Origin of the sequence: Acinetobacter sp. ANC 5054, assembly GCF_002135295.1 — a bacterium.
Classification (GTDB): domain Bacteria; phylum Pseudomonadota; class Gammaproteobacteria; order Pseudomonadales; family Moraxellaceae; genus Acinetobacter.
In genome coordinates this window covers 21,227-43,201 of sequence record NZ_NEGG01000001.1, presented here as the reverse complement: position 1 = coordinate 43,201, position 21,975 = coordinate 21,227, and the positions used below count along the sequence as shown (strand labels likewise).

Annotated in this window: 21 protein-coding genes; 13 read left to right on the top strand and 8 right to left on the bottom strand. The window is 41.7% G+C overall.

The features are described from left to right. Positions 1 to 6: 6 nt before the first annotated feature. Together B9T33_RS00245 and asd are read right to left on the bottom strand one after the other, a co-directional pair. The gene (locus B9T33_RS00245; RefSeq protein ID WP_086176970.1) at positions 7 to 1,422 is read right to left on the bottom strand and encodes a FimV family protein; all 1,416 of its coding nucleotides are present in this window, start codon (positions 1,420 to 1,422) and stop codon (positions 7 to 9) included. Positions 1,423 to 1,565: 143 nt separating this feature from the next. After that, a complete protein-coding gene (asd, locus tag B9T33_RS00240) occupies positions 1,566 to 2,684 on the bottom strand; it encodes an aspartate-semialdehyde dehydrogenase (RefSeq protein ID WP_086176969.1) in 1,119 nt (372 codons plus the stop codon). 184 nt (positions 2,685 to 2,868) lie between these two features. On the opposite strand from asd, the gene B9T33_RS00235 reads away from it, so the two are divergent. Then, positions 2,869 to 3,996: an endonuclease/exonuclease/phosphatase family protein gene (locus B9T33_RS00235; RefSeq protein ID WP_086176968.1), complete on the top strand. Its 1,128-nt coding sequence runs from the start codon at positions 2,869 to 2,871 to the stop codon at positions 3,994 to 3,996. 366 nt (positions 3,997 to 4,362) lie between these two features. After that, positions 4,363 to 4,668 carry a hypothetical protein gene (locus tag B9T33_RS00225; protein WP_086176967.1) on the top strand — a complete coding sequence of 102 codons (306 nt, stop codon included), beginning with the start codon at positions 4,363 to 4,365 and terminating at the stop codon, positions 4,666 to 4,668. Between the two features lie 61 nt (positions 4,669 to 4,729). Here B9T33_RS00225 and B9T33_RS00220 read toward each other — a convergent pair whose 3' ends face one another. From B9T33_RS00220 to B9T33_RS00200, 5 genes are all read right to left on the bottom strand, one after another. Next, entirely contained in the window at positions 4,730 to 5,830 is a 1,101-nt protein-coding gene (locus B9T33_RS00220; RefSeq protein WP_086176966.1) for a glycosyltransferase family 4 protein, read from the bottom strand. A gap of 34 nt (positions 5,831 to 5,864) precedes the next feature. Beyond that, a complete protein-coding gene (gene lpxL / locus B9T33_RS00215) occupies positions 5,865 to 6,800 on the bottom strand; it encodes an LpxL/LpxP family Kdo(2)-lipid IV(A) lauroyl/palmitoleoyl acyltransferase (RefSeq protein WP_086176965.1) in 936 nt (311 codons plus the stop codon). Between the two features lie 86 nt (positions 6,801 to 6,886). Then, positions 6,887 to 7,648, bottom strand: coding sequence for a 3-oxoacyl-ACP reductase (locus B9T33_RS00210; protein ID WP_086176964.1), 762 nt, complete (start codon positions 7,646 to 7,648; stop codon positions 6,887 to 6,889). A 112-nt stretch (positions 7,649 to 7,760) separates the two neighbouring features. Next, positions 7,761 to 8,282 (bottom strand): FUSC family protein, encoded by a 522-nt coding sequence (locus tag B9T33_RS00205; RefSeq protein WP_086176963.1) that lies wholly within the window; start codon positions 8,280 to 8,282, stop codon positions 7,761 to 7,763. A gap of 230 nt (positions 8,283 to 8,512) precedes the next feature. Then, entirely contained in the window at positions 8,513 to 10,417 is a 1,905-nt protein-coding gene (locus B9T33_RS00200; protein WP_086176962.1) for an ATP-binding cassette domain-containing protein, read from the bottom strand. Between the two features lie 34 nt (positions 10,418 to 10,451). On the opposite strand from B9T33_RS00200, the gene B9T33_RS00195 reads away from it, so the two are divergent. The 7 genes from B9T33_RS00195 to B9T33_RS00165 all read left to right on the top strand — a co-directional run bounded on the left by B9T33_RS00195 (position 10,452) and on the right by B9T33_RS00165 (position 17,040). After that, a complete protein-coding gene (locus B9T33_RS00195; RefSeq protein ID WP_086177312.1) occupies positions 10,452 to 10,697 on the top strand; it encodes a SlyX family protein in 246 nt (81 codons plus the stop codon). A gap of 127 nt (positions 10,698 to 10,824) precedes the next feature. Further along, positions 10,825 to 11,823 carry a hypothetical protein gene (locus B9T33_RS00190; protein WP_086176961.1) on the top strand — a complete coding sequence of 333 codons (999 nt, stop codon included), beginning with the start codon at positions 10,825 to 10,827 and terminating at the stop codon, positions 11,821 to 11,823. Positions 11,824 to 11,893: 70 nt separating this feature from the next. Beyond that, complete coding sequence (locus tag B9T33_RS00185) at positions 11,894 to 12,343, top strand: hypothetical protein (protein WP_086176960.1); 450 nt, start codon at positions 11,894 to 11,896, stop codon at positions 12,341 to 12,343. Positions 12,344 to 12,381: 38 nt separating this feature from the next. Then, positions 12,382 to 15,024, top strand: a complete 2,643-nt coding sequence (topA, locus tag B9T33_RS00180; protein WP_086176959.1) for a type I DNA topoisomerase — start codon at positions 12,382 to 12,384, stop codon at positions 15,022 to 15,024. Between the two features lie 93 nt (positions 15,025 to 15,117). Then, on the top strand, positions 15,118 to 15,573 hold the full coding sequence (locus B9T33_RS00175; RefSeq protein WP_086176958.1) for an NUDIX hydrolase: 456 nt from the start codon (positions 15,118 to 15,120) through the stop codon (positions 15,571 to 15,573). 9 nt (positions 15,574 to 15,582) lie between these two features. Further along, on the top strand, positions 15,583 to 16,341 hold the full coding sequence (locus B9T33_RS00170) for a hypothetical protein (protein ID WP_086176957.1): 759 nt from the start codon (positions 15,583 to 15,585) through the stop codon (positions 16,339 to 16,341). A 126-nt stretch (positions 16,342 to 16,467) separates the two neighbouring features. After that, positions 16,468 to 17,040, top strand: coding sequence for an HdeD family acid-resistance protein (locus tag B9T33_RS00165; RefSeq protein ID WP_086176956.1), 573 nt, complete (start codon positions 16,468 to 16,470; stop codon positions 17,038 to 17,040). Between the two features lie 61 nt (positions 17,041 to 17,101). Here the strand turns inward: B9T33_RS00165 and B9T33_RS00160 are convergent, their stop codons facing one another. Further along, positions 17,102 to 17,551, bottom strand: coding sequence for a carboxymuconolactone decarboxylase family protein (locus B9T33_RS00160; RefSeq protein ID WP_086176955.1), 450 nt, complete (start codon positions 17,549 to 17,551; stop codon positions 17,102 to 17,104). 83 nt (positions 17,552 to 17,634) lie between these two features. Between B9T33_RS00160 and B9T33_RS00155 the strand changes: the two genes are divergently transcribed. From B9T33_RS00155 to B9T33_RS00140, 4 genes are all read left to right on the top strand, one after another. Then, positions 17,635 to 18,798 carry a glycerate kinase gene (locus B9T33_RS00155; protein WP_086176954.1) on the top strand — a complete coding sequence of 388 codons (1,164 nt, stop codon included), beginning with the start codon at positions 17,635 to 17,637 and terminating at the stop codon, positions 18,796 to 18,798. A gap of 257 nt (positions 18,799 to 19,055) precedes the next feature. Next, complete coding sequence (locus B9T33_RS00150) at positions 19,056 to 21,044, top strand: ATP-dependent helicase (protein WP_086176953.1); 1,989 nt, start codon at positions 19,056 to 19,058, stop codon at positions 21,042 to 21,044. Between the two features lie 86 nt (positions 21,045 to 21,130). Next, positions 21,131 to 21,382 carry an RNA recognition motif domain-containing protein gene (locus tag B9T33_RS00145; RefSeq protein WP_086176952.1) on the top strand — a complete coding sequence of 84 codons (252 nt, stop codon included), beginning with the start codon at positions 21,131 to 21,133 and terminating at the stop codon, positions 21,380 to 21,382. A gap of 106 nt (positions 21,383 to 21,488) precedes the next feature. Continuing rightward, positions 21,489 to 21,866, top strand: coding sequence for an RNA-binding protein (locus tag B9T33_RS00140; RefSeq protein ID WP_086176951.1), 378 nt, complete (start codon positions 21,489 to 21,491; stop codon positions 21,864 to 21,866). Positions 21,867 to 21,975: the final 109 nt, after the last annotated feature.

Below are 21,975 nucleotides of genomic sequence, written 5' to 3'. Positions count from 1 at the left end.
TTTAGTCTATTGGCTTCGTTTATCTGCTTGTTGAGCTTTCAATTGTTGTTGCAATTGAGCTAGACGCGCATTTAATAGTTGAATTCTGTGATCCTTTTGATTTAGTGCCAATTCTAATTGAGTTACGTTTCTCTGTAATTTAACGGTTTTTTCACGAGATGTCATAACTTTTAATGATAACTCGTTCGATGTTTTGTTTTTTTCTGCCGCACTGTTTGCAGAAGCTGGAGTTGAATCTTTTGCTTTCTCTGCGACTAAGCTCATTTCAGCTTGGTTCAAACGGTACTTGGTCTTGCCAGATTGATTTGATGGGGCTTTTGCAAGTTCAGCTGCAGAGATTTTTTCTGGCTGTTTTGATGGCTTTGCCCCATTTAAATTTAAAGCCGCACCGCGACGTAAACGATTCACATCACCTTGAATAAATGCATGTTCATTGCTGGTTTTGATTTGTTTCATTACATCTGAAACTGGGCGGTTTTGTTCGGCTGCAATAAGAGAGGCAATTCCCCATAAGCTTTCATTGGATTGCACGACATATTTCGTTGTTGTTTGTGCCGCTGTTGGTACAGATTCGGGTGCCCGTGCAGAAAGTGGCGTTTGATTTACTGTTTTTTCTAGGCCTTTAGCAGCCACTTCTTCAGCATATTTCTTGGCCAGTGGGTCTTGCGAAACAGAAGCAGAAGACATCTGATTTGATTTCGATGCTGTATTGGCTTGTGAAGGGTTAACTGCTGCTGTTTGAGTTTGTGCTGGTGTTGCTACGTTATTTGCTGCACTGTTTTGATTAGGGACAGCAACGGAATAGTTCTGTACATGTGCTGACGGTTCAATCGCAACGGGTGTGGATGACGTTGGAAGTTGTGCCAATTTGGGTGGCATTTTTGAGCTTAATAATAATGGTGTTTCTGTTGAAATAACTGGTTTCGCAGTATACAGCGTACTTACGGGTAAATTTAAGGCAATATCTTTTTCATTGACGATAATTACTGGTGCTAATGGACGCTCGTTACTTCGTGTGATATTGGCATTTGAACTCGGTGTACTACGTTTCAGTGGCGTTTTAATCGCCTGTAGGCGAGATGCATTGCCTTCTTTGATATTTACAATGAAATTGAGTTCAGCATCTGTGACTGGACGTGAAGAGGTGATGGTAATCACACCATTGCCTGCGCCATCACGGCGAGTAAAAAAGTTCAGATGGCCTGGTGGTTGGTGACCTGTACCCATGCTGTGTAAATCTTCTGCACTGGCTAAACTTGCATTTAGGGGTACAGATGTATCTGAATTGCGAAAATGGATCTCTGCATACAGCAACTCCCCAGGTGCTGACTGTACTTGGACAGGATCAATATTGATCGCATGAATGTTTTGAGAAGCAATAACGGCTAAAATGGCGATCTTTAATTTGTTATATACGGTCATCTTAATCTTTAGCTCGAATATATGTCGCATGGCGAAAATTATAGATTAGCGACTTGTCGCAGAATTGTAAAATACTTACACGATAGTTACATAAAAAAGCCGATCAATTGTGATCGGCTTCTTATTCATAGATTTAAAAATACTTAAGCATTTTTATAATCGATCAGAATTCGGAGCATACGACGTAAAGGTTCAGCCGCACCCCAAAGTAATTGGTCACCTACGGTAAATGCACCTAGGTATTCTTTACCCATGTTGAGTTTACGTAGACGGCCTACAGGTACAGATAAAGTCCCTGTTACTGCAACTGGAGTGAGGTCAGTCATCGACGCTTCACGTGTATTTGGAACCACTTTAGACCAGTCGTTTGCACTTGCGATGATATCTTCGATTTCATCTAAAGGAACGTCTTTACGTAGTTTCAAAGTCAACGCTTGTGAATGGCAACGCATTGCGCCAATACGAACACAGTGACCATCGATAGGAACGATTTGTTGGTTGCCCAAGATCTTGTTGGTTTCAACTTGACCTTTCCATTCTTCTTTCGACTGACCGCTTTCAAGTTGTTTGTCGATGTAAGGAATGAGTGAGCCTGCTAAAGGCACGCCAAAGTTTGCAGCTGGGAAGCCTTCACCACGTTGTAATTCTGCAATTTTAGAATCGATATCTAAAATTGGAGAACGTGGATCATCCAACAAATCTTTAGTGTTGTTGTAAAGGTAGCCCATGCCTGAGATCAATTCACGCATATTTTGCGCGCCTGCACCTGATGCAGCTTGATACGTCATCGATGTTGCCCATTCCACAAGATTGTTCTGGAATAGACCGCCTAAGCCCATTAACATCAATGAAACAGTACAGTTACCGCCCACGAAAGTTTTCGTGCCTTTCACTAAACCGTCTTTGATCACGTTCATGTTGACTGGGTCAAGGACGATAATCGCTTCATCATCCATACGTAGGGTAGATGCAGCATCGATCCAGTAACCGTTCCAACCTTCAGCTTTAAGCTTAGGGAATACTTCAGTCGTATAATCGCCACCTTGGCAGGTAATAATGACATCCATTTGCTTCAGACTGTTAATGTCTGATGCATCCATAAGTGCTGGGGCAGTCTTACCACCAAACGCAGGGGCTTCACCACCTGCATTACTGGTAGAGAAATAAAACGGCTCAAAATGAGCAAAATCGTTTTCTTCAACCATACGTTGCATAAGGACGGAACCAACCATCCCGCGCCAACCGACCAGACCTACTTTCATGTCACTTTGCCTCGGTGCGTTAAAAAATAAAAGGGGGTTCGAGTGTACCAAAAGGGCGCATAACTGCAAGCGCTACATAATGAAAACACCAATAATATTGTGCAATATATCTTGTTTATGTTACATGCAAAACTGATATAAATTTATGAATCAATAAAAAATTAAGAATATAAAAGGAGGCAGCATGATTTGGATTGAAATATTCGCGGGTATCGTCATATGGCTGTCTTTTTGGTCGTTAATCCCACGAGATGAATGGTGGTTTCGCGGCTCAGATTTTCCCCGCTTGCAGATTTTAGCAGTGGGGCTGGTGGCTTTTGTTTTTCTAATCTTTTGGAATGCAGAATGGGATTGGGTGCGGAAGCTAATTTTAATTGGCCTGATCGCAGCTTTGGCTTTTCAGTTGAAAATGGTCTTGCCTTATACCTTCTTTTGGAAAAAACAAGTCAAGCAGGTCAAAGCATCACAGTTAAATAAGGATAAGCAGATATCACTGATTGTTTCTAATGTACTGACACCAAACACGAAATATCATTTACTGATTGATCTCATTCAAAAGCATCAACCAGATTTGGTGCTCACTTTAGAGACCGATCAAACGTGGCAAAATGAACTTTCGGTGATCGAGTCGGATTATCCTCATCGTGTACCTGTACCGCTTGATAATCTATATGGGATGCATTTGTACAGTAAGTTGGAATTGACTGAAACCGAAGTCAAATTCATCTTAAGTGATGAAATTCCTTCTATTCATACACGGGTGACTTTGCCTTCAGGTAATCAAGTTCAATTGTATTGTTTGCACCCGAAACCGCCGAGCCCAACTGAAGCGAAAGACTCAACTTTACGTGATGCCGAGCTGTTGATTGTGGGTGATCAAATTAAAGATATTGATGAAAGTTGTATCGTGATGGGAGACTTGAACGATGTCGCTTGGTCACGTACCACTCGATTATTTCAACGCATTAGTGGTTTACTTGATCCACGTGTTGGACGACATTTTGTGAATACTTTTCATGCTGATTTTCCTCTATTGCGTTGGTCTCTAGATCATATTTTTCACAGCACCGATTTTGCCTTAGTTCATATGGAGCGATTACCCCATATGGGATCAGATCATTTTCCTGTGTATGTGGTTTTGCAAACTGGACGCGTATTCGATCAGATTCAGGAAGAGCTAGAGCAAACGGATGAAGATGAGCAAGAAGCGCAAGAAGCCATACAAGAAGGGATAGAAAAGGCTGAAAAAGAAGAGAAAACTGTCACAGATGAAATTGCCCGTGACTATAAAAATGGGGGCGAAAGTGTCTAGTAATTGTTGATTTAAGAGAAAAGTGTAAGAAATGGCTTACAAAGCTTTCGGCTTCTGACGAATGGTCAGGTCAACAGTATTGACTTATTCTTTGTTCATCGGCAAATGGAATGGGAATGGAATATCCCACTATGGAAGACGAAGCCGTTGGAAGCATCACGGATAGGATGCAGGTAAGGAAAGCCAATATAAAATAAAAAATACTTGTGAAAGCACAACCTCATAGACCCGAGTTTTGCAGGATGCAGAACTCGGGTTTGCTTTATTTGCGCGGTCGATATTTTGCTTTTCTTTTCTGTATTTTCTTTATATCCTGAGCTCAAGAAAAAAATATATCCAACAAAAAATGAATTTAAGAGAGCTTCTATGCTGTCCGAATGGCACCAGAAATTATTACAGATCACTCATTTATCTAGCGACGCTTTTTCTATTTATCTGGGTTTAATTATTTTCTTTCTTGTCGCGTTTTGTCATCAGCGGCAGTTGAAATCTAATTATGCGATTTGGGCGGTGCTCATCGTTGCTGTGGGTAGTGAGCTGTTTAATGCCCGACATGATATTTTAGATCGTGGCTATTGGCGTATTGGTCAAAGCTTGCAGCACATTGTACATATGCTGCTGTTGCCATTGTTGTTATGGTTCATGGCACGTTATCGCGTGTGGAAGAGTTAGATGACAATCCTCCTTCTATGACACTCTGGTGAGTTCATAGACGAAAGAACATTCATTCACTTTATTTTACGATCTGTTGATATACAGCCAAAGTTTGATCACACATCTCTTTTAAGCTGAACGCTTGCACAGGTTCAACCTGCTGAGGTGTATCGATATGCTTTTTCACAGTCGCTTGCAATGCGCTTTGATCATCCACCGTAATTAAGCCTTGTGGATAGAGTCGTGACAAAATTTCTGCAACTCCGCCACGGTTCCAACCAATGACAGGCGTACCAACTGAAAGCGCTTCTAATGCGGTACGACCAAATGTTTCCGCTTGACTAGAAAGCGATAAAACCACATCACTAAAAGCTAACCATTCACGAATATCTGAGCGGTGACCGACAAAGGTTATGCGATCTGCTAAATTTTTAGCCTGTATGTTGTTTTGCATTTCTTGTAAATAGGCAGCTTTTTTCGGATCGGCTCCACCCACCACAATGGCATGCAAGTTCGGGTATTGGTGATGCAACTGCTGCATTAAGTCAATGAGTGTTTCATGCCCTTTGAGGCGAGTAATACGGCCAGGCAAGCAAATCAGAAATTTATTTTCGAGTTCAGGAAAATCTTTGAAAGTTTGATTTAACCATTGCACCGAAGGTTGATAACCATGTGGAAATGCCGCAGAGTCGATGCCACGATAAATTCGCACAATATCTTCTGGCGGGCAGTTTTTATAGTTGTCTGTGATGTATTGCACCACGCTATCAGATACGGCAATGACTTTTTCCGCTTGGGTCATAATCTGGCTGTAGCGGTTAATGGAATAAAATCCATGTACAGTCGAAATCAAATGGGGGCGCTTGGCAGCTGGAATTCCTTTGAGTGCGAAATGTGTCAACCACGCAGGCACACGTGAACGGACATGCACGATATCGGGTTGCTGCTGTTGAATCAGTTTTCGTAAAGGGCAAATTTGCCACAAACTTGATAGTGCTTTTTTATGAATAGGCAATGTCAGGTGTGTTGAGCCTTCGGCTTCAAGCTGGCTGACCATGCGGCCACCATTCGACACCACTAATGACTCATGTCCTGCTGCAACCAATGCGCGGGCAATTTCTAAGGTTCCACGTTCAACACCACCACTGTTGAGTTCAGGTAAAAGCTGCATCACTTTCATAATATTTCTCTTTTAATTATCCGGTGAGTTGAACTCAGTAAATTTTTTCATAGCCTTGAGGGCGAGTTTTAAAACGGCGATGGAACCACATGTATTGGGTTGGGGCGATACGCAGTTGGCGTTCAATAATTTGATTGACACGAGTTGCATCAGCAACTTCATCCTCACTTGGAAAATGCTCTAAAGGTGGTGAAACGATGAGACGGTACTGCGGATTTGAAATATCACCGTCACGATAAAAATACAGCGGAATTGCAGCGGCTTTTGAGATTTTCATTAGACGACGATGCGCAGTCACTGTTGCCGCAGGTGTACCGAAAAACGGTGCCATGACGCCTTGTTTAAGTCCAAAATCTTGGTCTGGACTGTACCAAATCGCATGGCCATTTTTCAGGTTGCGAACGAGCCCACGCATATCATCATGGTCAATTTGCTTGGCGTAAATGGTTGCTCGACAACGTACAATCAACATATCAAGCAAAGGATTATTTTGCGGACGATATACCACATCAGGTTCAAAGAATTGAGCACATAAATAGCCACCCGCATCCAGTAGGGTTGAATGTAAGCCTAATAAAAGAATACCTTGGCCCTTGGTCTGTGTATTTTGGATATGTTCTAAGCCTTCAATTTGGACCCGATCTTTAAACCATTGTGGGCTGTACCATGCGTTTAAAGTTTCAAAAATGCCGATCATTTGATCTATGAAGACTTGTCGAGCATTGGCTTCAACCTCTTGCGCGCTCCATTCAGGAAAGCACACTTCTAAATTACGAATTGTAGTTTTACGGCGTGATTTGAGATTGTTAAAAGCAACAGAGCCGAAAAACTGCCCAAGTCGATACTGAATCGCCCACGGTAAAATTGCCAAAATCATTAGAAAGATAATGCCAATCCAAATTCCCCAATACTGTGGAAGTAGGAAAGACCATTGAAACTGACCAGGTTGATATTTGGGCTTTTGACTCATAGGGCAAAATCAAAGATTGAAAATTAGCATGCAGTTTAACATGAAGCTGAATTGAAAGAGAAAGTTCAGCTTCATGCTAGATTTACCTAGCCTTTGACTAAACCGCCATCGACGATGAGGTTTTGCCCAGTGACTGCACGAGAGTAGGGTGAAAGAAACATCATGACGGCAGCGGCAAATTCATCGGGTGTGGTCACCGTGCGAAGGGGAGTCGACGCTGCAATCAGATCAAAGACAGCATCAGGTGTCGCTTTACTGGCATCGGTACTTTGTAATAAGCCGCCAGAGAGCATATTGACGTTAATACCAAACTCGCCTAATTCATGTGCTGCGGTACGTGTAAAAGCCAATAAAGCCGCTTTTGCTGCGGTATAGTCATGGTAAGGCACAACAGGGTTCTGAACCAAATTAGTGCCTATATTCACAATACGACCAAAATGATGATCTTTCATATTTGTCAGTGCTGCCTGTGTGGTATTCAGCGCAGCAACCACAGCACCATCAAATTGTTGTTGTAAAGTCTTCGCGGTGAGTTCTTCAATTTTTGGGCGCGCATCGCCATTAAACTGAAAATGTATTAAGGCATTGTTTATCACAGAGGTGATTGCCTTACCAAAATGCGCTTCTGCGGCAGCAAATAGCTGTTCAACTTGGATTTTATCTGTCACATCGGCTTGGTAGCTAAACACTTGTTGCGGATATTCAGCCGCCAGTTGCGTTGCCATTGCTTGGCTAGAAAAATAATTTACGACCACACGTGCGCCTTCCGCAATGAGTGCTTGGCTTATGGCTAAGCCCAATCCACGTGCACCACCTGTGACTAAGACAATTTGATCTGAAATTTGCATGCTCATGCCTTATTGTGAAATTAAATGTCACCATAACAAGCTTTGATTAAAAGCCCAAGCCACGACGAGGATAGATTTTTCCACAAGATGGTGGTCTCTATTTTGCGAACATTTAAGATGAACTGAGGAGCTTTTTTTGCAAGATACGTTGGCAAATATATTCTACGCCATAGGCCGTGATACAGCCCACAAGACAGTACACGATTCTTAATAAAGCACCATCAAGGGTATGATGCCCAAAGTCATATACTGAGACTATCATAAAACTAGAGAGGGCAATGCCAGTATATTGTGTGGCACGACAACTGACACAAATGAGCGTGGTGAGAAAAATCCCTAAAATAAAAAACAAGTACTCTAAGTTGATGTAATACATGTGTAAAAAACTGGCTTTAGTCATGCCGAGCCAAATTAAAATCCCAACAATCGAACCAATAAAATTCCCAGTCACTTGGCTATAGTTAATTTTCTGACTGAGATCATGTTGAATGGTGAAAAAAGCCGTCAGTGATGCCCAGAGAAAAAAGTTCGTATCTTTGTCTTTATCAAAAATTAATGCCAAAAATACAATCAGTACTGCACAGCTTAAAATTTTTATCACGTACACAGTATTGGTTAAATCTTTTTGATGCATATGAAACACCTATTCGGATGGATTAGATTTTCAATTTGTTAACGCTGATTTTGAATCAGAATAGTGAAATAGACAGTTTGGAGATATTAAGATTTTAAGATAAGGAAATGAGATCTGGCTTAAAAAAGTATTATTTTTATTTCATTTTTTTGATTTAAATGAAGTTCAGTTCATGCGCGAGCGAAATCACGCATGAACTGATACTTCAAAAGAACGAGAACGATTCGAGATTAGCCTTGCGCCATAATTTCGAGTTCTTCAAGACGTTCCATTTTTTCTAGCATTTCATCATCAATTTCTGCAAGACGTTGAGATGCTTTGGTCGCAGCGTCTGCATCGGTGACGAACCAAGAACCATCAGCCAGTTTTTCAGAAAGGGTGGCTTGTTCTTTTTCCAACGCTTCAATTTCACTTGGCAGTTGGTCGAGTGCACGTTGATCTTTATAGCTCAGTTTGACCTTCTTGGGCGCAGCTGCCGCTGCAGCAGCTTCGGCTTTGGCAATGGCTTTTTTCACATCACTTTTTTGATCAACCACATTTTGGTCTGGGCGTTGTTCAAGATAGTCTTGGTAACCACCGATGTATTCGTCAATATGACCTTTACCATCGAATACCCAAGTTGAGGTCACGACATTGTCCATAAAGGCACGGTCATGCGAGATCAATAATAAAGTACCTTTATAGCCACCGAGCATTTCTTCTAAAAGTTCTAAAGTCACCATATCCAAGTCATTGGTCGGTTCATCCATGACAATCAGGTTTGATGGTTTAAGGAGTAGTTTTGCCAAAAGAATACGGTTACGTTCACCACCTGACAGTGCTTTGACTGGTGTACGTGCACGCTCTGGAGAGAACAAGAAATCTTGTAAGTAGCTGTAGATATGACGACGACTACCGTTCACATCCACATGGTCAGAACCTTCTGAGACGTTATCTTTGACTGACTTTTCAAGGTCAAGTGCATTACGCAATTGGTCAAAGTAAGCGACTTCAAGCTGGGTACCCGTTTTTACGCTACCGCCATGTTCTTGCTCACCTAAAATGGCTTTGATCAGTGTGGTTTTACCGACACCATTGTCACCAACGAGGCCAATACGGTCACCACGCATTACCAGTGCCGAGAAATCTTTAATGATTGGATCATTGTTACCGAATTTAACGCGTAAGTTTTCGATTTCAAAGACCACTTTCCCTGAACGCTGTGCATCTTGGGTTGCCATGCTCACTTTACCTTGTTGTGAGCGACGCGCACGTGATTCTTCACGTAGCGCTTTTAAGGCACGAACACGACCTTCGTTACGTGTACGACGCGCTTTAATACCTTGGCGAATCCAAACTTCTTCTTCAGCCAATTTTTTATCGAACAGCGCATTTTGCTTTTCTTCCGCTTCCATTTGCTGTGCTTTAAGCTCTAAGTAACGTGAATAGTTACCGTCATAGCTACGTAAAACACCGCGATCTAATTCGACAATACGGGTCGCAATGTTGTCGACAAATGAACGGTCATGCGAGATGAACAATAATGTTAGATTGTTTTGATCGAGCAGGAATTTTTCTAACCATTCGATACTTTCAACATCCAAATGGTTCGTCGGTTCGTCGAGCAGTAATACATCAGGTTGAGTGAGTAGTGCACGCGCAAGAAGTACACGACGTTTACGACCACCCGACAAATCGGCTAAATCAGCTTCAGGGTCTAAGCCCATTTTGCTTAAAATAGAATTTACTTTCGTTTCAAGCGCCCAGCCATCGTGCTGATCCATTTGATGTTGTAAGTTACCCATGCGCTCACACGCATCCATATCGCCAAGTACGCATGCTTCGCTTGCTTCATGGTATGCACGAAGCACTGAGGCAGCTTCACCTGCACCATCTGCTACAATATCAGCTACACGGCCTGAATCCATCGGCACGTCTTGCGCCAACATGGAAATGGTAATGCCATTTTGTAGAGAAATTTCACCGCCATCAGGCAATAAACTTCCCTCAATCAGTTTAAGTAAAGTAGACTTACCTTCACCATTACGGCCAATCAAACACACTCGTTCGCCACGTTCTAGACTGAAGTTCGCGCCATCGAGTAGGGCAGGTCCGCCAAACGCAAGCTGGACGTCCCTTAAAGTAATATAGGCCATAATGTTTCCTGAAATCTTATATGAGGAGTGTAAATTGACTACACAACAAAATCTTGATGAACAGCCGTCATTTTCCGCACCCATTGAAGATTTGCAAGTCCGAATTGCATTTTTAGATGATTTAGTTGATCAACTGAATGATCAAGTGGCGCGTCAAAATGCCGAAATTGCTGATTTAAAGAAACAAATGCAAATGTTATATCGTCGAATCGAATCGGCAGATTTATCTGAAGGCATTGCTGCATTTGACCCAATGACCAATCGACCACCACATTATTGATCTCTCACGTACTCTGTATTTTCAAAAATACGCGTACTTACATTTAGGTCGTAAATTTATTTGACCTTTTATGCCGTGACAGGTCTAATGCACCGCATCTGTTGATCCGAACTGATTATTCAACCTTATGACCGAGAAAGTTGTCCTGCTGGATTTGGAAAATAACCCACCTACGGCAAATTTACTGCGCAATATCATTGAACATTACAGCACTTTGTATGTGTTTAGCTGCAGTGGAAAATTTGAATATGCACTGGAAGATCTCACTGAAGTTGCAGGTTGGATTGGCAGTGGTCAATTGGTGGTTTTAGATATCCCTGAAACGCCACAAAAAGAATTTGAATATGCGGTGATCGTGGGGCAACTCATGGCATTGATGGCGCCTGATGCGCACATCGAAGTGATTTCAGCCATGCCCGAAATCGAATTGTTAATGGAACAATTGCATGGCTCAGATCTCAGTGCACATCTAATACAGATTGAGCCTGAACAACAAGCTCCACAAAAATTAAAATTTAAAATTCCAGATTTAGACACGATTCGCAACAAGCCTGATTTATTGCTGATTAAACAATACTGTGATGCTCTGGAAAAACTCAGTGGCAAACCCAATAGCTTGGAAAAACTGAAAAACTCACTGATCAATATTTTGCAAATCTCGGTGGAAAAAGCGCAGCATTTGGTCGGCATGCTGATCAATTTAAAAATCGTCAAATGCTTTGAAGAACAAATCTCAATCCGAAAAAAAGTACTGAAACAATGGGTTCAACTTGATTTAAATGCAGACCAGACCAATGTTGCACCGACATTGACCGACCTTTCTGCGTTTTCGGCGTCCTTAAGTGAATCTCTCAATACCGATGATACAGAGTCGGTAATTCATGCTGCACAGCAAGGGCTTTTTAAAAATTTTAGCCAAATTGACCCAGTGCAGATGGAAGTGATTCGTAAATTGCATGAATTAAAGTCAGATAAGCCTAAAGACATCTATGCTTTGCGTGATTTGTTGGAGCAAATGTTCCCGAAATCAGATGTTCGATTATTGCTTAAGGAATTGATCGAAAAAGGATATATCTACTGGAATGGTCACGAAGTGCTGTATAGCCACGAGATGTTCCTCAATTAATTTTATCGCGCGAACTTGCGTTTTATATTGAGCTTATGCAACTCTAATATAGGAATATAAAGGTTGTGCTATGGAACATACTGGAATTTGGATTACCGTTTTTATCGTGGTGTTTATTCTTGGGTCTATTTTTGGACTTCGGGTCAACCCTAGAGAAAAAGCGTTGGGCATTATGCGTGAGAAGGCTCGTAAAATGGCACTTCACCCACGTTTAGTGGCCGCACCAGCATGGACTAAAATTCCAATGGCTTCTGAAAAACGTGCCAGCATGGTGGCGTATTACAGTGTGCTGATTCCAGAGGCACGTTTGCCTCTAATGCGCGCTTTGGTGGTGGATAATAAACTTGAACTGGTGCATGGTGATGACAAGTTTAAGGATTTACCCATTACTTTAAAGGGCATTTATGCTATTGATATGCAGGCGAACTGTGTAGGACTCTATTGGGATGAAGAAACCGACCTTAGAGCTACACAGCTAGATGATATGAAGGCATTTTTACATTCATTGGCTGAACTTTAAATTTTAAAATACCTATTAAACAGGAATGATGGTTAACTATGGCGAACGCTCCTCGGTCCACATCTAAAAGTACCACAGCAAAATCTTCCGATGCTGGGAAAAAGCGTGCGTTAGTGATTGTGGAATCGCCTGCAAAAGCGAAAACAATTAATAAATATTTAGGTTCGGATTACATCGTTAAATCATCGGTGGGTCATGTCCGTGACTTACCTACGGGTGGTTCGAGTAAAACAGCAGAGAAAAAGCCTGCAACACGAACCAAATTAACCGATGCTGAAAAAGCTAAAAAAGCACAAACAGCGTTGGTTAACCGTATGGGTGTGGACCCTGAAAATGACTGGAAAGCCCACTACGAAGTGCTTCCAGGTAAAGAACATGTTGTTGCTGAACTGAAAAAGCTTGCATCGCAAGTTGACGAGGTTTATCTCGCAACGGATATGGATAGAGAAGGGGAAGCAATTGCTTGGCATTTAAAAGAAGTGATTGGTGGGGACGATTCACGTTATCAACGTGTGGTGTTCAACGAAATTACCAAAAATGCGATTCAAGAAGCCTTTAAACATCCTTCTCGCCTCGATACAGATAAAGTGAATGCGCAACAAGCCCGTCGTTTCTTAGACCGTATTGTGGGCTTTATGATCTCGCCATTGTTGTGGGAAAAAATTGCCCGTGGCCTTTCGGCAGGTCGTGTACAGTCGGTTGCAGTTAAATTGGTTGTTGAGCGTGAGCGTGATATTCGTGCTTTCATTCCAGAAGAGTTTTGGCAAGTTTTTGCAGATACCAAGTCGAAAAAAGACGATATCCGCTTAGAAGCTGTGAAACAAAATGGCAAGACTTTAAAACTGCACAATAAAGCAGAAACAGATGCTTTATTAAACTTGATTAAAGATGCCGACTATACCGTTTCAGCACGTGAAGATAAGCCCACCAAGGTCAATCCAAGTGCGCCATACATCACGTCTACACTGCAACAGGCTGCAAGTACACGTTTAGGTTTTTCGGTGAAGAAAACCATGATGTTGGCACAGCGTTTGTATGAAGCGGGTTTCATTACCTACATGCGTACAGACTCTACATTCTTAAGTGATGATGCAGTCAGCATGGTGCGTGGTCATATCGAATCTGAATATGGTCAAAAATATCTTCCTGCAAAACCGAACCGTTATGGTAACAAAGCGGGTGCACAAGAAGCCCATGAAGCGATTCGTCCATCAAATGTTGCGCTCAAAGGCGACCAACTTGCCGGTGCTGAACGTGATGCACAGCGTTTATATGACTTGATTTGGCGTCAGTTCGTGGCGTGTCAAATGACACCTGCTGAATATTTATCATCGACTATTTTAGTGGATGCCAATGGTGTGGAACTCAAAGCCAAAGGTCGTACTTTAGTATTTGATGGTTTCACCAAAGTTCGCGGTCAAAATAAATCAGATGATGACGTGCTCCTACCTGCGGTTAAAGTCGGTGAAGTACTGAAACTTGAAAAATTAGATCCATCGCAACACTTCACCAAGCCACCTGCGCGCTTCACTGAAGCATCTTTGGTGAAAGAGCTTGAGAAGAAAGGCATTGGTCGTCCTTCGACTTATGCTGCGATTATCTCAACCATTCAAGATCGTGGTTATGTAAAACTCGACAACCGTCGTTTGTTCGCCGAGAAAATGGGTGAAATCGTGACAGATCGTCTCGATGAAAACTTCAATAACTTGATGAACTATGCCTTTACCGCAGACCTTGAGGGACAGCTAGATAAAGTTGCAGATGGTGAGCGTAACTGGAAAGAATTGCTGAATAGTTTCTATGGCGATTTCAAAACACGCTTAACCACAGCGCAAGGTGAAAACGGCATGCGCCGTAATCTGCCAGTGGAAGTAGCTGCAGTTCATTGTAAAGAATGCGACCGTCCAATGCAGATTCGTACCGGTACAACGGGCGTATTCTTGGGCTGTTCAGGCTATAACCTGCCGCCAAAAGAGCGTTGTAAGGGCACATTGAACTTAACACCAGTTGAGTCATTGGCCGCACTTTCAGATGATGACAGTGCTGAAACAGCCGATTTGATGTCGAAAAAGCGTTGTCCAATTTGTGAAACAGCCATGGACAGCTATGTGATTGATGGCGGTCGTAAGCTACATATCTGTGGTAATAATCCAGATTGTGCCGGTTTTGAACTAGAAGAAGGTGAGTTCAAAATTAAAGGTTATGATGGCCCAACCATTCCTTGCGACAAGTGTGATGGTGAAATGCAGTTGAAGACGGGTCGTTTTGGTCCATACTTTGCCTGCAATAGCTGTGACAATACACGTAAAGTATTGAAGAGTGGTCAACCTGCGCCACCGCGTGTTGACCCGATTAAAATGGAACACTTGCGTTCTACCAAACATGATGATTTCTTTGTTCTTCGTGATGGTGCCGCAGGTTTATTCCTTGCAGCCAGCAAGTTCCCGAAAGTACGTGAAACACGTGCACCGAAAGTCGCTGAACTGCGTAGTGTGGCTGAACAGCTTGATCCAAAATATCAATTTATTTTGCAAGCGCCCGATGTTGACCCTGAAGGCAATCCAACCGTGGTGAAATTTAGCCGTAAGAATCAAGCACAATATATTGGTTCAGAAACAGCGGAAGGCAAACAAACCAAATGGTCTTTAGTCTTTAAAGATGGCAAATGGGTTGAAGCTTAAGCTTAAATTCATCAAATAAAATTGAAAAATGCTGGCGATTGCCGGCATTTTTTATATGATGAACAAACGTAAATCAGTCTCTTAGAGTTTTAAATGATCCCGATCCGTTCCATTGCTGTCTCTGCTGTATTGCTGTCCAAGCAAAATGGGCAGTTTAAAATATTGCTGATGAAGCGGGTGAAAGGCAATTTTTGGTCGCATATTTCCGGTCATATCGAGCAAAATGAAACGGCGGCTCAAACGGCAATTCGTGAAATTGAGGAAGAAACAGGGATCTACATTAGTGAACTTTACAGTGCTGATTATCTAGAACAATTTTATGAACCCAACATGAATGTGATTGAAATGGTACCCGTGTTTATGGCGTATTATTTGTCTGAGCAACCTGTGATACTGAATGATGAACATAGTGAATATGGTTGGTTTAGTTTAGATGAAGCATGCTTAAAAGCAGAATTTAGCGGGCAGCGTCAGTTATACGCTCACATTTGGGGAAATTTTGTGCGTCATCAACCTTCTGCGCATTTAAAAATAAAAAAACAGCATTGAGTTTAAGCTATGTGGAAAAAAATTCGAGTACTGTGCCTGCTGATCATATTACTAATTGTCGCGGTCAATGCATGGAAAGATAAGAATCAAGATTGGAGCAAACCGATCTTTGTCTTGTTGCATCCAATCAATGCCGATGGTTTGCCATCAACTCAAGCTTATATTCAAACTTTATCTGAATCGAATATGCGTGAAGCCCAACAATATCTACAAAATAATGCGCAAAGTTATCGAGGGCAGCCGACCTATTTTTATTTCAAATTAGGCTGTGAGCTTAAAGCTTTGCCACCCAAAGTACCCAATGAGGCTGGCATCTTAGACGTTATATTATGGAGTTTGAAATTCCGTTTTTATGCATGGCAGCAATATGAAAGTATTGATGGTGCGCCAAGTGTGACTTTATTTTTAAATTATTATGATCCTCAGCACATTAAAATATTGAAGCATTCTACTGCTTTGGAAAATGGTCGAATTGGTTCTGTGAATCTATTTGCTTCAGCCAAACAGTCAGAGCAAAATAAAATTGTCTTAGTACATGAACTACTGCATGCTTTTGGTGCGACAGATAAATATGATTTAGCTACAGGTCAGCCGCAATTTCCAATTGGCTATGCTTACCCAAATCAGCAACCGTTGTTTCCACAAGCCAAAGCAGAGCTAATGGCAGGCTATATTCCAACGTCAAAAACCACCAGTAAAATGCCAGAATCTTTGCAGCAAACTGTCATTAATGAAGCGACAGCACTAGAGGTGGGTTGGAAAAAATAATGTGGATAAAGCAGTTTTTATCCGCAACTTAAATGAGTTATGTGGATAATATTTGCACTTTCCTTACATTTTTATTCATAATCACTTTGCATAATCAAATCAATAACAAACAACTTGAGAAAAAACATGAGAACAGTAGGCAACGATTTAGTTCGCAGTCAGCTCCATGAAAACCGTAAGTGGTATCTCGGTTTAGGGGCTTTATTGGTGATTTTCGGTATCGTCCTTTTGGCTGCTTTGCCCTTTGCGACGCTCACCGTGATTTATATTTTTGGTGTGCTGATGATGCTCGGTGGCATCATACATTTCATCGCAGCATTCAAAATTTTTGAAGGTGGTTACCGTTGGTTTTGGGCTTTGTTTGGTGTGTTGTATTTAGCCGCTGGTTATTATGCTTTCACCACACCCGTAAAAACTGCCATTATTTTAACCAACTTGCTGGCGATTGTTTTAATCATTGCTGGTGTCATTCGTATCTTTAATGCATTGTTATTCCGTGCATTTCAGGGCTGGGGCTGGACCTTGATTTCAGGTATTTTAACCTTAATCACTGGGGTCGTCATTTTGCTGTCGCCAGATGCGCCATTTTGGGTTTTAGGCTTGTTCTTGGCAGTGGATATCTTGTTTCAAGGGGTAAACTACTTGACCTTAGCATCGTATATACGACGCGAGGTTCCCAAAAGTTCAGCTGAACAATAAACTTGATAAAAAAGAGCGCGATATGCGCTCTTTTTTATTTTTGCAGCTATTGATTTTCGGCTTAAGGTTTTACGCTATAGCGGCTACTAATCGCAATACGATTCCATGTATTAATCACAATTGCTAGCCATTCAACTGCACTGATTTGATCATCCGTTAAAAATGGTAGGGCATCTTCATAAACTGCATCGGGAACTTGGCCTTCGGCCACCAAGGTAATGGCTTCAATCAAGCTTAAGGCTGCACGTTCTTTTTCATCGTAGTACGCAGTTTCACGCCATGCATTCAGTAGGCTAATACGCTCAAAGCTTTCACCTGTTTTAAGCGCATCTTGTGCATGCATACGAATACAAAACGCACATTCGTTGATTTGTGATGCACGTAATTTGAGTAAATGAGCTAAACCTTCACTCAGGCCAGCTTCATTTATTTTTTGCATGGCAAGAACATCAAGCTCTGCGACTTTTTTATACAGTTCAGGTGCAGACTGACCTAGGTTGATTCGTGACATTTCGAGCCTTTCTGATGTTTTTAGATATACCTGCTATTTTAAAACCGTTATGGTTGAGGACAAGTTTTATTTTGAGCATTTAAATGACTACTTTTGTTCTTGCACCTGATTCATTTAAAGAAAGTATGAGTGCTGAACAAGCCTGTGCTGCGATGCAACGCGGCATTGAAAGAGTTGATCCGCAAGCAAAATGTATTCTAGTGCCCATGGCAGATGGTGGCGAAGGCACAGTCGATGCTTTGGTTGCTGCCTGTGATGGGAAAAAGCTTGAGATAGAGGTAACAGGTCCTTTAAGCCAACAAAAAGTGAAGACCTATATCGGGCTGATTGATGATGGTAAAACTGCTGTTATTGAAATGGCAAAGGCCAATGGCATCCATTTATTGCGCCCTGAAATGCGCGATCCGATGCTGACTTCGACATTTGGTACAGGAGAAATGATTCGTGCTGCGCTAAATTTAGATGTCTCGAAAATGATCATAGGTCTAGGCGGAAGTGTGACCAATGATGCAGGCGTAGGGATGGCTCAGGCGTTGGGGGCGAAGTTTTTCAATGCAGCTGGACAACAATTGTCAGTGTGTGGTGGAAACTTAGATGAAATTCAGACGATAGATCTGTCACAACTGGATAAGCGCTTAGCTCAGACAGAAATCCTTATTGCTAGTGATGTGAATAATCCACTTTGTGGTGAACAGGGAGCATCTTATGTCTTTGCACCGCAGAAAGGCGCAACATCTGAAATGGTCAAAATCTTAGATTGGAATCTCAGTTATTTTGCTGATTTGGTGAAACAACAATTAGGAATTGATGTTGCACATAACGCAGGTGCAGGTGCAGCAGGCGGTTTGGGCTTTGGTTTAATGGCATTCACAGGTGCTCAAATTCAATCAGGGGCAGGGCTAGTCATTCAAGTCACGAAGCTTGCGGAAAAAATTGCACAGGCGGATTATGTTTTGACAGGGGAAGGCAGTATTGATTTTCAAACTAAATTTGGTAAAACCCCTTGGGCAGTTGCACAGGTTGCGAAACGTTTTGATAAGCCCGTGATTGCTTTTGCAGGAAAAGTGGGTGATGACATTAAGCCTCTATTTGCAGAAGGTTTTACTGAAATTATTGGCATAAATCCGCCAGATTGTAATTTGGTGGATGCATTAAAAAATGCAGAAAGGCATTTGGAAACTACGGCAATGAACTTGGCTTTCGAGATTATGAACCAGTTGCATACAGCCTCATTAGACATGCAGTAGACAGAATAATTTTTGTAGGCATTGCTTTACTTTTCAAGGATGAAAAGTAACAAAAATCCTTTGTTGGATTGAGGGCACTTCCTTGTACCCCAACCCAACTGACGGCATCCATGCCGTCCTAGTCGTGAATTTAGATGAGTCGTGACAGTAACAAAGCAGTTCTGCATTGCGCTGAAAATATATCCTCACGTTTGCTTATCAAGTTTTCTAAGGATAGCTCTGTTAAACTAACCATCTTCCTAGCGCGATGAGACACCATGAGTTTAGCCAACCTGATTGATGAATTAAATCCTCAACAAAAACAAGCAGCAACAACAGAAGCACAACATAGCTTGGTTTTGGCAGGGGCAGGTTGTGGCAAAACCAAAACGATTGTGGCACGCGCAGCATACTTGATTGATCAAGGTGTGCCTGCCAATCAAATTCAAATTTTGACCTTTACCCGTCGTTCTGCGAGTGAAATTGTCGCTCGTGTTGAATTGGCATTGGGTGATCAAGCCAAAGGACTACGCGCATCAACTTTTCATACTTTTTGTATGTATCTATTGCGCCGTATTCCAAAAGCCTTTGGTTTAGAACAATTTTCAATTATTGATCGTGATGATCAGTTGATGATGTTCCGCTTAATTCGCGGTCGTGATGATAAGAAAAATCCCAATCATTTGCCTAAGCCGAAAGAACTGTGCGACCTATATTCTTTTGCTCGCAATACCCGTCAAAAACTCAGCATTGCCATGGAAAAGCAAATGCCAGAGTACTTTGCTTTAAAAGACCAAATTGCCGACATTATGAAAGAATACGAAGCTCGCAAACGTGCGCGAAGCTTTCTTGATTATGATGATATTTTGGCGATTGTGGCGAAAGCATTAGCGGAATCTGAGGGTCTAGTGGATTATGTGGCATCCATTTGTCGTCACATGCTGGTCGATGAAATGCAGGATACCAATCCATTGCAATGGGCATTATTGGAGCCGTTAAAAGATCGGGTGAGTCTATTTTGTGTCGGAGATGATGCGCAGTCGATTTATGGTTTCCGTGGTGCGGACTTTGAAAATATTCATCACTTTAAAGAGCGCGTGCCTGATGCGCAGATTTATAAATTAGAAAAAAATTATCGCTCAACCCAAGAAATTTTAGACCTGTCGAATTGGTTGCTTGATCAATCTGAAATTAAATATGACAAGCATCTAGATGCTTATCGTGGCGATGGTCTCAAACCGAAAATGCACATTTTCCCCAATGAGTTCGATGAGGCCAAATGGATTGCCATTGATATCAAAGAACGGCATTACCTTGAAGGCAGTAAATGGTCAGATCACATGGTTCTGGTGCGTTCAAGTTTTGCAGCGCGGCATATTGAAGCGGCGTGTATTGCTGCAAATGTGCCTTATCGCTTTATTGGCGGTATGAAATTATTAGAAACAGCGCATGTAAAAGACTTGTTGAGTGTATTACGTGTCGTTGCCAATCCTCTTGATGATATTGCGTGGATGCGCTTTTTAACCTTGTGGAATGGCGTGGGCGATGTCGGTGCGAGTAAGTTATCTCAGCAGATTTTACTTGAGCCAGAAATGCAAGCCATTGCGACGAAGTTGGAAAGATTTGGCAAAGTCCCTGACCAAGCCATTTTGATGATGAAACAAATGTCTGTGCTCAAAGACCAAGTACAGGAATGTGTCAGTTTAGGTGTGCAGGCCATTTCAGAACAACTTGCGGAAAATTATAAAAAAGATTGGAATCGTCGTCAGGGCGATTTTGATTTGGTTAAACAATTGGCATCGAAACATACACAGCTCAGTGAGTTCCTTGAAGAGTACGTACTTGACCCTGTTTCAATTTCAGAAATTGAACGCCAATCTGATAGTGATGTGGTGACTTTGATTACCATTCATTCGGCGAAAGGGACAGAGCAAAAAGTATGTTATGTGGCGAATGTGACACCTGGGCAATATCCACATGCACGTGCGCAAGGTGATTTTGATGAAGTGGAAGAAGAACGCCGTGTCTTGTATGTAGCATTAACACGTGCACAAAATGAATTGATTTTGACTAAGCAAAACTTAAATCATTGGGCGCGTGAAACTGTCGATGAGCAGGGACGTCAAATTGAAAGTTATTTCTTGAATGATTTAACGCGCAATCTGTGTACTTTAGAAACGCATTACAAAACGCGTCAGCAGACGGTAAAAAGTGCATTAATTGAAAGAAAATCGATTAATTTAGATTTTGGTATCGATCTCGATTAAAATAGATTTTTGACGTGATTTAAACGCAAGTTAAAAAGCACAATAGACAAATGCTTTTTGATGATGCTGTCTATTTGGAAACATAAATGAAAATTTTAGTACGTAACTTAGAGCGTTCAATTACTGACGCTGAATTGGTTGAATTGTTTAAACCGTTTGGCACTGTAGAATCTGCTGTCGTGGTTATGGATGCAGTAACAGGAAAATCTAAAGGCTTTGGCTTTGTTGAAATGCCAAATGGCCGAGAAGCTGTGAAAGCAATTAAAGGTTTGAATACTTTGAAAGTTAAAGGTGCTGGCATTCGTGTAAAGTCTGCGGATGAGAAGCCGAAAGCCTAAATAAAAAGGAGCAATGATTGCTCCTTTTTTTATACGTGGTTTAAGGGTGAATTAAAAATAAAAAGATCGACTTTACGCTACACATGTTCATGGAAGGACGAGAACAATGAAGACTGAATTTCAGGCACTGTCAATTGTTGTGCCAAGTGGTACACGCATTACAAAAGGTTTGAAAACGTTAGAAGTGCGTTCTTGGCTGCCAGAACAGTTGCCACTAAAAAATCTAGTGATTGTCGAAAATCAGCATTATTTAAATAAAGATGGCGATGAAGAGCTGGGACATGCGGTTGCTATCGTGGATGTTGTTTCGGCGCATCCATGGCGTCCAGATGAATTTGAGGCGGCTTGTGCAAACTATTGGGCTGAAGGTTATTTTGCTTGGGTGCTGGAAAATGTTCGAGCCATTGATCCACCACTAGCTGTTGTTGCAAAACGAAACATCTATACAGTTTTGCTGGAGACAAGTGATAAGCGGATTTTATGAAGATGAATGAACATTGGCTTTAAATAGGTTGCGTTATATTTAATCGAAAATACATTCACATTTGATCATTTAAGTTTTAGTAAATAGATACTACATGCTGAAAAAATCA

Excerpts from the sequence above, each read along its gene's own strand:
- B9T33_RS00245 (WP_086176970.1), bottom strand. The coding sequence starts at position 1,422 with ATGACCGTATATAACAAATTAAAGATCGCCATTTTAGCCGTTATTGCT.
- asd (WP_086176969.1), bottom strand. The coding sequence starts at position 2,684 with ATGAAAGTAGGTCTGGTCGGTTGGCGCGGGATGGTTGGTTCCGTCCTT.
- B9T33_RS00235 (WP_086176968.1), top strand. The coding sequence starts at position 2,869 with ATGATTTGGATTGAAATATTCGCGGGTATCGTCATATGGCTGTCTTTT.
- B9T33_RS00225 (WP_086176967.1), top strand. The coding sequence starts at position 4,363 with ATGCTGTCCGAATGGCACCAGAAATTATTACAGATCACTCATTTATCT.
- B9T33_RS00220 (WP_086176966.1), bottom strand. The coding sequence starts at position 5,830 with ATGAAAGTGATGCAGCTTTTACCTGAACTCAACAGTGGTGGTGTTGAA.
- lpxL (WP_086176965.1), bottom strand. The coding sequence starts at position 6,800 with ATGAGTCAAAAGCCCAAATATCAACCTGGTCAGTTTCAATGGTCTTTC.
- B9T33_RS00210 (WP_086176964.1), bottom strand. The coding sequence starts at position 7,648 with ATGCAAATTTCAGATCAAATTGTCTTAGTCACAGGTGGTGCACGTGGA.
- B9T33_RS00205 (WP_086176963.1), bottom strand. The coding sequence starts at position 8,282 with ATGCATCAAAAAGATTTAACCAATACTGTGTACGTGATAAAAATTTTA.
- B9T33_RS00200 (WP_086176962.1), bottom strand. The coding sequence starts at position 10,417 with ATGGCCTATATTACTTTAAGGGACGTCCAGCTTGCGTTTGGCGGACCT.
- B9T33_RS00190 (WP_086176961.1), top strand. The coding sequence starts at position 10,825 with ATGACCGAGAAAGTTGTCCTGCTGGATTTGGAAAATAACCCACCTACG.
- B9T33_RS00185 (WP_086176960.1), top strand. The coding sequence starts at position 11,894 with ATGGAACATACTGGAATTTGGATTACCGTTTTTATCGTGGTGTTTATT.
- topA (WP_086176959.1), top strand. The coding sequence starts at position 12,382 with ATGGCGAACGCTCCTCGGTCCACATCTAAAAGTACCACAGCAAAATCT.
- B9T33_RS00175 (WP_086176958.1), top strand. The coding sequence starts at position 15,118 with ATGATCCCGATCCGTTCCATTGCTGTCTCTGCTGTATTGCTGTCCAAG.
- B9T33_RS00170 (WP_086176957.1), top strand. The coding sequence starts at position 15,583 with ATGTGGAAAAAAATTCGAGTACTGTGCCTGCTGATCATATTACTAATT.
- B9T33_RS00165 (WP_086176956.1), top strand. The coding sequence starts at position 16,468 with ATGAGAACAGTAGGCAACGATTTAGTTCGCAGTCAGCTCCATGAAAAC.
- B9T33_RS00160 (WP_086176955.1), bottom strand. The coding sequence starts at position 17,551 with ATGTCACGAATCAACCTAGGTCAGTCTGCACCTGAACTGTATAAAAAA.
- B9T33_RS00155 (WP_086176954.1), top strand. The coding sequence starts at position 17,635 with ATGACTACTTTTGTTCTTGCACCTGATTCATTTAAAGAAAGTATGAGT.
- B9T33_RS00150 (WP_086176953.1), top strand. The coding sequence starts at position 19,056 with ATGAGTTTAGCCAACCTGATTGATGAATTAAATCCTCAACAAAAACAA.
- B9T33_RS00145 (WP_086176952.1), top strand. The coding sequence starts at position 21,131 with ATGAAAATTTTAGTACGTAACTTAGAGCGTTCAATTACTGACGCTGAA.
- B9T33_RS00140 (WP_086176951.1), top strand. The coding sequence starts at position 21,489 with ATGAAGACTGAATTTCAGGCACTGTCAATTGTTGTGCCAAGTGGTACA.